This window comes from Blautia sp. DFI.6.71, from assembly GCF_020593585.1.
Taxonomy (GTDB): Bacteria; Bacillota; Clostridia; order Lachnospirales; family Lachnospiraceae; genus Blautia_A; species Blautia_A wexlerae.
This window is the reverse complement of sequence record NZ_JAJDMJ010000021.1, coordinates 32,604-44,896: the sequence shown is the minus strand read 5'-3', so window position 1 is coordinate 44,896 and position 12,293 is coordinate 32,604. Positions and strand designations below refer to the sequence as shown.

13 protein-coding genes are annotated in these 12,293 nt (G+C 45.2%); 12 read left to right on the top strand and 1 reads right to left on the bottom strand.

Features of this window, described 5'->3' with window-relative positions; all coding sequences use genetic code 11:
- Positions 1-4: 4 nt before the first annotated feature.
- Both LJE12_RS10635 and LJE12_RS10630 read left to right on the top strand, forming a co-directional pair.
- Positions 5-307, top strand: a complete 303-nt coding sequence (locus LJE12_RS10635) for an STAS domain-containing protein (RefSeq protein ID WP_008704342.1) — start codon at positions 5-7, stop codon at positions 305-307.
- 11 nt (positions 308-318) lie between these two features.
- Positions 319-966 (top strand): 4'-phosphopantetheinyl transferase family protein, encoded by a 648-nt coding sequence (locus LJE12_RS10630; protein ID WP_227226936.1) that lies wholly within the window; start codon positions 319-321, stop codon positions 964-966.
- A gap of 14 nt (positions 967-980) precedes the next feature.
- Here LJE12_RS10630 and LJE12_RS10625 read toward each other — a convergent pair whose 3' ends face one another.
- Positions 981-2,006 carry a ribonuclease H-like domain-containing protein gene (locus LJE12_RS10625; protein WP_227226935.1) on the bottom strand — a complete coding sequence of 342 codons (1,026 nt, stop codon included), beginning with the start codon at positions 2,004-2,006 and terminating at the stop codon, positions 981-983.
- A gap of 184 nt (positions 2,007-2,190) precedes the next feature.
- Between LJE12_RS10625 and rsxC the strand changes: the two genes are divergently transcribed.
- The 10 genes from rsxC (at position 2,191) to LJE12_RS10575 (ending at position 12,293) form a co-directional block, all read left to right on the top strand.
- Positions 2,191-3,507, top strand: coding sequence for an electron transport complex subunit RsxC (rsxC, locus tag LJE12_RS10620; RefSeq protein WP_008704338.1), 1,317 nt, complete (start codon positions 2,191-2,193; stop codon positions 3,505-3,507).
- Positions 3,508-3,522: 15 nt separating this feature from the next.
- Positions 3,523-4,500 carry an RnfABCDGE type electron transport complex subunit D gene (locus tag LJE12_RS10615; RefSeq protein ID WP_008704337.1) on the top strand — a complete coding sequence of 326 codons (978 nt, stop codon included), beginning with the start codon at positions 3,523-3,525 and terminating at the stop codon, positions 4,498-4,500.
- The gene (locus tag LJE12_RS10610) at positions 4,497-5,105 is read left to right on the top strand and encodes an RnfABCDGE type electron transport complex subunit G (protein ID WP_008704336.1); all 609 of its coding nucleotides are present in this window, start codon (positions 4,497-4,499) and stop codon (positions 5,103-5,105) included. The genes LJE12_RS10615 and LJE12_RS10610 overlap by 4 nt, the downstream gene beginning before the upstream one ends.
- Complete coding sequence (gene rsxE, locus LJE12_RS10605) at positions 5,105-5,815, top strand: electron transport complex subunit RsxE (protein WP_019161483.1); 711 nt, start codon at positions 5,105-5,107, stop codon at positions 5,813-5,815. The genes LJE12_RS10610 and rsxE overlap by 1 nt, the downstream gene beginning before the upstream one ends.
- 6 nt (positions 5,816-5,821) lie before the next feature.
- Positions 5,822-6,397: an electron transport complex subunit RsxA gene (rsxA, locus tag LJE12_RS10600; protein ID WP_008704334.1), complete on the top strand. Its 576-nt coding sequence runs from the start codon at positions 5,822-5,824 to the stop codon at positions 6,395-6,397.
- A 13-nt stretch (positions 6,398-6,410) separates the two neighbouring features.
- Complete coding sequence (locus LJE12_RS10595; RefSeq protein WP_008704333.1) at positions 6,411-7,202, top strand: RnfABCDGE type electron transport complex subunit B; 792 nt, start codon at positions 6,411-6,413, stop codon at positions 7,200-7,202.
- Positions 7,203-7,734: 532 nt separating this feature from the next.
- Positions 7,735-8,343: a Holliday junction branch migration protein RuvA gene (gene ruvA, locus LJE12_RS10590; protein WP_022380995.1), complete on the top strand. Its 609-nt coding sequence runs from the start codon at positions 7,735-7,737 to the stop codon at positions 8,341-8,343.
- Positions 8,344-8,422: 79 nt separating this feature from the next.
- Positions 8,423-9,427 carry a Holliday junction branch migration DNA helicase RuvB gene (gene ruvB / locus LJE12_RS10585; protein WP_008704331.1) on the top strand — a complete coding sequence of 335 codons (1,005 nt, stop codon included), beginning with the start codon at positions 8,423-8,425 and terminating at the stop codon, positions 9,425-9,427.
- 134 nt (positions 9,428-9,561) lie between these two features.
- On the top strand, positions 9,562-9,969 hold the full coding sequence (zapA, locus tag LJE12_RS10580; RefSeq protein ID WP_008704329.1) for a cell division protein ZapA: 408 nt from the start codon (positions 9,562-9,564) through the stop codon (positions 9,967-9,969).
- Positions 9,970-10,097: 128 nt separating this feature from the next.
- The gene (locus tag LJE12_RS10575) at positions 10,098-12,293 is read left to right on the top strand and encodes a U32 family peptidase (RefSeq protein ID WP_227226934.1); all 2,196 of its coding nucleotides are present in this window, start codon (positions 10,098-10,100) and stop codon (positions 12,291-12,293) included.

Here is a 12,293-nt window from a genome sequence, read left to right as displayed (position 1 = left end):
TACAATGGAAATTATCACAAAAACAGAAGGTAACAAAGCAACTATGGAAATCAGCGGATGGCTTGATACACAGACAGCTCCCCAGTTAGGGGAGGCTCTGTCCGGACTTGAAGACAGCATCACAAGTCTGGTATTTGATTTTACAAATCTGGAGTATATTTCATCTGCAGGCTTACGTCAGGTGATCGTAGCCTACAAAAAAATGGCTCAAAAGGATGGATTTAAGATCATCAATGTTTCTGATGAGGTTTACGATGTATTCAGCCTTACAGGGTTTGACAGCAAGATCGATATTCAGAAGAAGTAACTGTTGATCAGATGCAGAAATTATACAGGATCAATATTAATCATTTTGAGGATCCGCTTAAGAATGAAAGGCTTCTGGATCTGGTTGGGATCAGAAGAAGAGAAAAGGTCATCAGGTATCGTATGCCTGATGACCGCAAAAGAAGTCTGGGTGCAGGGATCATCATCAGAAAAATCCTCGATGAAAATGGGCTTACGGAAAGCTGCCTGAGATATTCTGACAATGAAAAGCCGGTTGTGGATGGCCTTTTTTTTAATGTATCTCATGCGGGGGACTATGTTGTGGGTGTGCTGTCAGACTGCGAAGTCGGGTGCGATATTGAGAAAAATGCCAATGCGCCTCTTGAGGTGGCAGAACATTATTTCTACCATTCAGAGCTTGCTTACATCAAGGCTGCGAAGAACAAAGATAAGGCGTTTTTTACGCTCTGGACATTAAAAGAAAGTTATATGAAAATGACAGGCAGAGGAATGAGCCTTCCTTTGGATTCTTTTGAAGTGGTTCCCACAGCAGATGGGTTTGTCCTCGGAAAATCCTCAGAAAGGCCATGCTTTTTTGAGACAATGGAATTTGACGGTTATATTTTCTCGGTCAGCAGTGAGAGGGTTTTTTCTCTTCACAATCCATTGGAAATTGTTTTCGACGATATTTATGTATGATCACAGATGATTTTTCAGACACGCTCTAGAGTTCCAATCAGACAGGAAAGCGTATATGTCAGATATTGCTTCTGCTGTACGGGAGAACTGAGGAAGGCATCGGAGCAGGTAAACCAGGTGTAACAGGTATTTTTGGTTGCTGCTTTCCGGTGCTTTCTGTCAATTCCGGACCCGAGAGATTTCGGGATAACCGTATCCTCCTCTGGGAGATAATAGTAATCCTTATAATCTGCATAGTATTGTTTCAGTTTCCCGTCAGTTGTCTTGATAATTAAATTGATTTCTTCGTCTTTTCCTGTCAGATAGAAGTCGGTGTTTCCATTGGAAAATTCCTGTGGCAGTGTGCAGGGGAGCTTCAGTTTCAGAATCAGGTTATCTCCGTCAAATTCGCTGTATGTAACTTCATAATCTCCATCATAGATGCAAAGATATCCCAGCATATCAAAGATTCTTCCCAGTCCCAGCACATCCTCCAGGTTATGTCCCAGGATTTCATCAGCTGTAAAGGCATCTCTTTTTTTCAGAAAATCTTTGTAAAGTTTAATGCATTCCTTACCATTATCATAAATCCTGTCTTTGATCCCCAGAAATTCTTCCATGCAGGGCTGCTTCATGGCAGACAGTTTTAAAAGTGACTTTAACGGTTTTAATGTCAAGTAGAGATCCAGCGACTGTTTTTCTGTAAACGGAGAGGGAATTCCATATTTTTCATATCGTGCTTCCAGATATGGCTGGTCGAAGCGGTCTCCGTTGTAGGAAATCAGCAAATCACATTGCTGAAGAAATTGTGAAAAAATTCTCAGAATTGTCTCTTCTTCACTTGCATTTTCCGCCATCCATTGATAAAAATTCCAAGTTTCATCTTCAATTCCAACAGCTCCGATCAGGTATAAATACGTGGAATTTCTTGATAATCCGGTGGTTTCAATGTCGTAAAAAACAGGTGTAAAATTGTATTTTTGGAAGAATTTTCCGGTGAAAAATTTAACAGTCTCAAAGTCTGGAAACCCTTGTAAAATGGGCATTTTTTTAACAATCATGTTAATAATTTTTCCTTTCTGAAATTGTATTCAATTATACACAAGAAAATGAAATTTGGGTAGTGCTTTTTTTGAAAAAATGGTTTATATTATAAACAGGTTGATAAAAATGTACAAAAAAGTATATGGATTTTATCAAAAATAGAGCACTTTGGTGGTGCTTAATATAAAAGGAGGGAACGAAATGGGAATTTTAACCTTTAAGGGTGGTGTTCATCCTTATGACGGAAAAGAATTATCCAAGAACAGTCCGGTAGTGAAATATCTGCCAAAGGGAGATATGGTATATCCTCTTTCCCAGCATATCGGTGCTCCGGCTGCAGCGATAGTTCAGAAGGGAGACCATGTGCTCGCAGGACAGAAGATCGCAGATGCTGCGGGGTTTGTCTCATCACCGATCCATTCGTCTGTTTCCGGTACGGTAAAAGGAATCGAACCGCGCCTGACAGCAACAGGTTCTATGGTCAATTCCATTATCATTGAGAATGACCAGCAGTATGAAAGTGTGGAATTTACTCCTGCACGTCTGGAAGATCTTTCGAAAGAGGAAATTCTGGCGAGAATTAAAGAAGGCGGAGTTGTGGGAATGGGCGGCGCCGGATTCCCCACACAGGTAAAGCTTGCGCCAAAGGAACCGGACAAGATCGATCATATCCTTGTAAACGGTGCCGAGTGTGAACCCTATCTTACCAGTGACTACAGAAGAATGCTGGATGACTCTGAGAAGCTGATCGAGGGCTTAAGAGTTATGCTGAAGCTCTTTGACAATGCGAAGGGATACATCTGTATTGAGGATAACAAGCCTGACTGTATTGCGAAACTGAAAGAAATGGTAAAAGATATTCCACGTATTGAAGTAGCAGAGCTGATGACCAAGTACCCACAGGGTGGTGAGCGTTTCCTGATCAAGGCTGTCACAGACAGAGAGATCAACTCTGCCATGCTTCCGGCAGATGCAGGATGCGTAGTTGATAACGTAGATACCGTAATTGCTGTTTATGAAGCCGTTATCCTTGGAAAACCTGTTATGGACCGTATCGTGACAGTAACAGGACAGGGGATTAAGAATCCGCAGAACTTTGATGTCCTTTCCGGAACAGATATGGCAGAGCTGATTGAAGCTGCCGGCGGACTGACAGACAATGTATCCAAAGTAATTTCAGGTGGTCCTATGATGGGATTTGCCATGTATGACACTCATGTACCATGTATTAAGACAAGTTCCGCATGTCTCTGTCTGGAGAAGGATGATGTGGCAGATGCCGAACAGACTGCATGCATTAACTGCGGCAGATGTGTAGGAGTCTGTCCCGGCCATGTCATTCCTGCAAGACTTGCAACCTTTGCAGAGCATGGTGACATGGAGAGCTTCCAGAAATTTGATGGTATGGAGTGCTGCGAATGTGGCTGCTGCAGTTATATCTGCCCTGCCAAGCGTCCGCTGACCCAGATGATCAAATCTATGCGTAAGATGGTTCTGGCAAGCCGTAAGAAAAAGTAAAAGGGGGACATCGTAATGGATCAGATGTTACATGTATCATCCAATCCCCATGTCCGGGATAAGATGACAACAAGCAAAATCATGCAGCTTGTGGTACTGGCGCTTCTGCCGACCACACTGTTTGGAATTTATAATTTTGGCCTTCGTGCCTTACTGGTAGTAGTGATCACCGTCGCTTCCAGTGTATTCTTTGAGTGGATTTATGACAAGCTGATGCATAAGAAGAACACAATTACAGACTTCAGTGCAGTTGTTACAGGTTTATTACTTGCATTAAATATGCCTGCATCAATTCCGCTCTGGATGCCTGTACTTGGCAGTGCATTTGCGATCATCGTTGTAAAACAGCTCTTCGGTGGTCTGGGACAGAACTTCATGAACCCGGCACTTGCAGGAAGATGTTTCCTGATGATCTCTTTCGCAGGAAAGATGACAGATTTCGCAGTAAGCGACAGCTTCAGAGGTGTGGTAGATACTGTATCCGGTGCAACTCCTCTGGCAGCTCTGAAACAGAATGGATTTACAGACAGTTCTGTATCTGTATTACATATGTTTATCGGTGATATCCAGGGAACTATCGGTGAGACTTCTGCCCTTGCGATCCTGATCGGAGCAGCAATCCTTCTGGTTTTCAAGGTGATCGATCTGAAGATTCCGCTTACCTATATTGGAAGTTTCGCAGTATTTGTAATCCTTTACATGCTTGGAACAGGCAAGGGATTTGACGTGAACTATCTGTTCAGCCACATCTTCGGCGGTGGTCTTATGCTTGGTGCATGGTTTATGGCTACAGACTATGTCACAACACCGATCACACCAAGAGGACAGTATGTATACGGTGTCTGTCTTGGTGTACTGACTGCGGTCTTCCGTCTCTTCGGCGGTTCCGCAGAGGGCGTATCCTATGCGATCATTTTCTGCAACCTGTTAGTTCCGATGATCGAACGTGTGACTCGTCACCCGGCATTTGGGAAAGGGGGCAAAAAGGCATGAGTAACAGAATTATCAAAGATACCATAGCCATTACAGTGATCACACTGGTGGCAGGACTTGCCCTTGGTGTAGTCCAGGATATTACGGCAGATCCTATTGCAAAGCAGGAAGCACAGGCGAAACAGGATGCGTATAAGGCAGTATTTGCAGATGCGGACAGCTTTGAGACAGTGGATGTGGATGCGGATGCCATGCAGTCTTATCTGGATGAGAACGGATATGCAGCACAGTCCATAGATGAGACTATGCTTGCCAAGGATGCTTCAGGCAATGAACTGGGATATGCATTTACAGTAACCACTTCCGAGGGTTACGGCGGAGATATCCAGTTTGCAATGGGTATCCAGGATGACGGTACCTTAAATGGAATTTCCATTCTTTCTATCGGTGAGACCGCAGGTCTTGGTATGAGAGCAAACACAGATGCATTTAAGGATCAGTTCAAAGATAAGAACGTAGACAAATTTGAATATACAAAGACCGGTGCCACAGCGGATGATCAGATCGATGCGTTAAGTGGTGCCACTATTACAACGAATGCCATGACAAACGGTGTTAATGCCGGATTATGTGCATTCCAGTATGAGAAAGGGGGAAATCAGTGATGAAACCAAACACACCTGCTGAACGTTTATATAACGGAATCATCAAAGAAAATCCTACCTTTGTACTGATGCTTGGTATGTGTCCTACACTGGCTATCACCACATCTGCAACCAATGGTATCGGAATGGGACTTACTACAACAGTGATCCTTGCAGCATCCAACTTAATGATCTCTCTTCTGAGAAACTTTATTCCGGACAGAGTGCGTATGCCTGCATTTATCGTAGTTGTTGCTTCCTTTGTAACAGTTGTACAGCTTCTTTTACAGGGATTTATCCCAAGTCTGTATGACTCCCTTGGAATCTATATTCCTCTGATCGTGGTTAACTGTATCATCCTTGGACGTGCAGAAGCATATGCATCCAAGAATAAACCGATTGCCTCTCTGTTTGATGGTATTGGTATGGGTCTTGGATTTACCTTAAGTATCACCTGTATCGGTGCAGTACGTGAGCTGATCGGCGCAGGTTCTCTGTTCGGACATCAGATCCTTCCTCTGGCAGATGCTGCAGCAGGTAAGGCTGGTTATGAACCGATCACAATCTTTATCCTGGCACCCGGAGCATTCTTTGTTCTGGCAGCGCTTTCTGCATTACAGAACAAATTCAAAATCGGTGCAGCCAAACGTGGCATTGATCCAAGTAATCCTGATTGCGGCGGAAGCTGTGCAGCCTGTGGCAATACCATGTGTAAGGGAAAAAGGGGGTAATGGATTATGAAAGAACTTTTGATCATACTTGTAAGCTCAGCGATTGTAAATAACGTAGTCCTCAGCCAGTTCCTTGGCCTCTGTCCTTTCCTTGGTGTTTCCAAGAGTGTTGAGACAGCAGCCGGCATGGGCGGTGCGATCATCTTCGTTATTACACTGTCATCTTTTGTGACAGGTATTATTTACAATGCTATCCTGGTTCCTACGAACCTGACTTATCTGCAGACTATCGTATTCATCCTGCTGATCGCGGCGCTGGTACAGTTTGTAGAGATGTTTCTTAAGAAGACAATGCCTTCCCTGTATCAGGCACTTGGTGTGTATCTTCCACTGATCACAACAAACTGTGCGGTTCTTGGCGTTGCCCTTACAAACGTGCAGAAAGAGTATAATGTTCTTCAGGGAACAGTGAACGGATTTGCAACAGCAGTGGGCTTTACTATTTCCATCGTGCTGATGGCTGGTATCCGTGAGAAAATCGCATACAATGACATTCCAAAATCCTTCCAGGGATTCCCTACAGTTCTGCTGACAGCCGGACTGATGGCAATTGCCTTCTTCGGATTTTCAGGACTGATTTAAGGAGGGGACTGGTATGAATATAGGAGCAATTATCGCGGCAACTGTACTGGTTGCGGCAGTAGGCCTTTTTATCGGTGTTTTCCTTGGCGTTGCCGGTAAGAAGTTTGCTGTGGAAGTGGATGAGAAGGAAGTTGCTGTTCGTGAGGCGCTTCCCGGTAATAACTGCGGTGGCTGTGGTTATCCCGGCTGTGATGGTCTGGCAGCAGCGATCGCCAAAGGTGAGGCACCTGTAAATGGATGTCCGGTAGGCGGTGAGCCTGTCGGAAAAGTAATCGCAGCGATCATGGGACAGGAAGTTGTGGAGACTACCCGTCAGGTGGCGTATGTGAAGTGTGCGGGTACCTGTGAGAAGACGAAGGATAATTATGAGTATACAGGTGTGGAAGACTGTGAGATGATGGCTTTCATTCCCGGTGGCGGTGCGAAGTCCTGTACTTATGGATGCCTTGGTTTTGGAAGCTGCGTGAAGGCCTGTCCGTTTGGGGCGATTGATGTTGTGAACGGTGTGGCGGTTGTTGATAAGGAGGCTTGTAAGGCCTGCGGTAAGTGTGTTGCCAAGTGTCCGAAGCATCTGATCGAGCTTGTGCCCTATGAGCAGACTACGTTTGTGCAGTGTAGTTCTCATGCGAAAGGTAAGGCTGTTACTTCTGCGTGTGAGGTTGGCTGTATCGGATGTAAGAAGTGTGAGAAGACTTGCCCGAATGGGGCGATTACGGTTGATAATTTCTGTGCGCATATTGATTATAGTAAGTGTACGAATTGTGGGGCTTGTAAAGAGGTTTGTCCGAGACATATTATTCAGTAATGGGAGAAAGAACTGCTGTGCGGTGGCATGGCAGTTCTTTTTGTTCGATTAAGGGACGCGCGGGGCATTATTTCGGTTTGGGTTCAGTTTCGGACGCTAGGAACTCTAAGTTTCGGAAAATCTGCTAAAAGCATTCGAAAAATGCTCAAACTCGCCGCAAAGCGGCTCAGACAGTGAGCATTTTTCGAATAACGCAGATTTCCCGGAACTAAGAGTTACTACGCTTCCTGCAAAATTCACCCAAACCGAAATAATGCCCCGCGCTGTTTACTGGTTGTTTCGCGTTACTGTTCACACACCACTATCCCGCGAGGTGTTTTGGCATGAATATGCCAAAATCCCGAGACATACAAGCCAAAATTCCATTGCCGCAGGCAATCTGGAATGAATTTTGGCTAAGTTACTGTGAACGGAGTGAACAGTAACTGTTTCGTAAGGCGCGCGAACAATATACGCGAATATATGTTTGCGTTATGATGTGGGATGTGGTATGATGAATCGGAAGTGATGAATTTGGGACGGAGGATGTATCATGATTGCGTTTGTTCATGGAATGGCTGTGGATATGACTGAGAGCTCGGTGGTTGTTGAGGCCGGGGGGATTGGTTATGAGATATATATGACGGGGGCAGATTTGTCTGAGATTCGTATGGGGGAGGATGTGAAGGTCCATACTTATTTTAGTGTGAGAGAGGATGCCATGAAGCTGTATGGGTTCAGGGCTAAGGATGATCTGCAGATGTTTAAGCTGCTTCTTGGCGTGAATGGTGTGGGGCCGAAGGCTGCGCTGGGAGTTCTGGCGGGGATTACGGCGGATGAATTGAGGTTTGCAATTCTTTCGGATGATGTGAAGACGTTGTCGAAGGCTCCGGGTATCGGTAAGAAGACGGCTCAGAAGCTGATTCTTGAGCTGAAGGATAAGATGAAGCTGGAGGATGCGTTTGAATTGAAGCTGGCTCATGAGCAGGAGAGGGCAGCAGTGGGAGCCGGTGAGGTTTCGGATGGCAGGCAGGAAGCTGTTGAGGCTCTGGTTGCGCTGGGATACAGCAGTGCGGATGCGCTTCGGGCGGTGCGTAAGGTTACGGATGTGCCGCCGGATGATGTGGAAGGTCTTTTGAAGGCTGCGCTGAAGAATTTTTAACTGAAGCAGGACTTTACGCTCTGGTAGATTGGATTGCCTGTATTATTATAGAATTGTTATAGGTTAGGATGGGTAACAGATGGAGAAACGTATTATAACTACGGATGTGACGGAGGAGGATTTTTCTCTGGAGGGGAATCTCCGGCCGCAGACGTTGGATGATTATATTGGTCAGGAGAAGACCAAGAGTACTTTGAAGGTTTATATAGAGGCTGCGAAGCAGAGGCATGATGCATTGGATCATGTTTTGTTTTATGGTCCTCCGGGGCTTGGTAAGACTACTCTTTCGGGGATTATTGCCAATGAGATGGGGGTTCATATGAAGGTGACTTCCGGGCCGGCTATTGAGAAGCCGGGGGAGATGGCTGCGATCCTTAATAATCTGCAGGAGGGAGATATTCTGTTTGTGGATGAGATCCACCGCCTGAACAGGCAGGTGGAGGAGGTCCTTTATCCTGCTATGGAGGATTATGCTATTGATATTATGATCGGGAAGGGAGCTTCTGCCAGGTCTATACGTCTGGATCTGCCGAAGTTTACACTGGTGGGGGCGACTACCAGGGCAGGACTTCTGTCTGCACCTCTTCGTGACCGTTTTGGTGTGATGCATCATCTGGAGTTTTATACTCATGAGGAGCTTAAGACGATCATTATCCGTTCTGCTCAGGTTCTTGGAGTGGAGATTGATGAGAAGGGTGCGGCTGAGATTGCCAAGAGATCCAGGGGAACTCCGAGGCTTGCCAACCGTCTGCTGAAGAGGGTTCGTGATTTTGCGCAGGTGAAGTATGATGGACGGATTACTTATGATGTGGCGTGTTTTGCGCTGAATCTTCTGGAAGTGGATCAGTATGGTCTGGATAAGATTGACAGAAGGATTCTTCAGACTATGATCGTGAATTTTCAGGGTGGTCCTGTGGGACTGGAGACTCTGGCTGCGGCGATAGGGGAGGATTCCGGTACGCTGGAGGATGTGTATGAGCCTTATCTGCTGCAGAATGGATTCCTGAACCGTACGCCGAGAGGACGTATGGCATCGGCGCTTGCGTATGAGCATCTGGGCTATCAGATGCCGGAGAAAAACTGAAGTTAAGGGCGTAAAAATATAAAAAAGTAAAAGTTTTTTAAAAATTCCTATACATTTCGACTGCTTTCGAGTATAATGAAGTAAATGTCCGGGGTTCCGGGCAGATTGAAGGAAGATACAGGAGGCTCGTACGGATGGCGGTCAAAAATACAGCAAAGGTAATCATAGGTGGTAAGATTATTACGCTGGGAGGCTATGAATCGGAAGAATATTTTCAGAAAGTAGCATCCTATATAAATAAAAAGATGGATGAGTTAAGTGCTATGCCGGGTTACAGCAGACAGCCCATGGAGACCAAGCATACACTTATCAGCCTGAATATTACAGATGACTATTTTAAGGCAAAGAAACAGGCGGAGGTTTTTGAACAGGATTTACAGCAGAAGGATCAGGAGATGTATGATCTGAAGCATGAGCTGATCTCGCTTCGTATGCAGATTGAGGAAGCGCAGAAGCATGAACAGGAAGCCCTGGAACAGAAGAGCCTTCTGGAGGGAAAGAATAAGGAACTGGAAAAGCAGATTGATGAGCTGCTGAAATAACAGAGGGGGGATTACTTCGGTGATTTCCCCTTTATGATTTGTTTCATATGTATTCGATTTGAATATTATAGCAATGCTCATAAATAATGCATTTAAGATGACTGTTATAGAAAACGTGAGGTATAGAATTGAGAAGAGAAGAGATTGAACTTCTGGCACCTGCCGGTTCCTATGAGGGATTTGAGGCAGCGATCGGTGCAGGTGCAGATGCGGTTTATGTAGGGGGAGCAGCCTTTGGCGCGCGGGCCTATGCGAAGAATTTCGGAGAGGAAGAGCTTTTGCGTGCCATTGATACTGCTCATATCCATGGCAGGAAACTTTATCTGACAGTGAATACGCTGTTGAAGAACAGGGAACTGTCTGAACAGTTGTATGATTATCTGCTTCCATATTATAAGGAAGGTCTGGATGCGGTGATCGTTCAGGATATGGGTGTGTTTAAGATGATCAGGGAGATGTTTCCGGGTATGCATCTTCATGCCAGCACGCAGATGACTGTGACAGGTCCGGAGGGGATGAAGTTTCTGGAAGAACAGGGTGCTTCCAGAGTGGTAACTGCCAGAGAGCTTTCCCTTGAGGAAATCCGGAGGATGCATGAGACAAGTCCTATCGAGATTGAATCTTTTATCCATGGAGCTTTATGTTACAGTTATTCGGGACAGTGCCTGATGAGCAGTATCCTGGGTGGAAGAAGCGGTAACAGAGGAAGGTGTGCACAGCCTTGCCGTCTGCCTTACCAGACAGCGCTTTGTTGCGGGGAAAATGGCAGACGGTCAGAGAAAAGGAAAGCGCAAGAACTATGTCCTCTGAGTCTGAAAGATATTTCTACGATAGAGATTCTTCCGCAGATTCTGGAGGCTGGTGTTACTTCTCTTAAGATAGAGGGCAGGATGAAGCAGCCGGGATATACAGCAGGGGTAACTTCTGTATATCGGAAGTACCTGGATCTTCTTTTTGAGAAGGGAGCTGAGAATTACAGGGTAGCAGAGGAGGATAAGAGATATCTGCTGGATCTGTTTAACAGGGGAGGTTCCTGTACCGGTTATTATCAGATGCAGAATGGTCCGTCCATGATGGCATTCAGCAATGAGAAGAAAACAGGAGATGTCAGTCCTGTATTAAGAAAAAAGAAAGAAAAAATTCAGGGAACATTCATTCTTTTTTCGGGAAGTCCTGCTATACTGGATGTGTCATGCAGGGGAATCCATGGATCTGCGTCTGTGGGTGAGGTACAGTATGCGCAGAACCAGCCGCTGACAGAGGAGCGCATCCGTTCACAGATGGAGAAGCTTGGAAATACAGAATATGAGTGGGAAAATCTGGAAATCCAGATGGATGAGAATATTTTTATCCCGATGAAAATGCTGAATGAGGCGAGAAGAGAGGCACTGGAATCTCTGGAAAATGAATTGCTCAAACAATATAAGAGAGAAGAAAATAATGGGAAGAAACGCTTATCAGAGGATGCCGGAAGAAAAGCAGATTTGCCAAAGCAGAAAAATCTTCCGATTTATATTTCCTGTGAAGAAAAATCCACTGCACTGGCGTTATATAAAAGAGAGGGGATACATGGAATGTATCTGAACGCTGATGCCATGGAGGTCTGCCTGGATGACTGTGTAAGCAGAGGAATGGAGATGTATCTGTCTCTTCCGCATATTATGAGAGGTGAGATGCCCCGGGAGCTTCTCACCAGGATCAGAGAGTGGATGGACAGAGGAATGACAGGATTTCTGGTAAGAAATCTGGAGACTTTTGCAGTTCTGCGAAAGGCAGGTCTGGCTGAGAAATGTGTTCTGGATCACGGTATGTATACATGGAATGATGAAGCTGCTGATTTCTGGAAAGATCAGAAAGTCCTCAGAAATACGGTACCGCTTGAGCTGAACGAAGGGGAAATCCGCCACAGAGATAACCGGGACAGCGAGATGCTGATCTACGGATATCTGCCTCTTATGATATCGGCCCAGTGTGTGCATAAAAATCTTTACGGATGTAATCATAAGGAAGAAGGGGTAACTTTAAAAGACCGTTACGATAAAGAATTTACGGCGAAATGTATATGTAACCCATGGAAAACTGAGAATACAGATTTCTGTATACCCTGCTATAATATCATTTACAACAGTATCCCTTACGGCCTGTTGAAAGAGAAATCACAAATAGACAGACTTGGTGTCTCTTCCCTGAGACTTGCATTTACCATTGAGAAGCCTCAGGATGCGGTGAAGATATATGAAGAGTTCAGAGCTGTTTATCGTGATGGGAAGAATCCTCCGAAACGGGAATATACAAAGGGACATTTTAAAAGAGGAGCCGAGTAA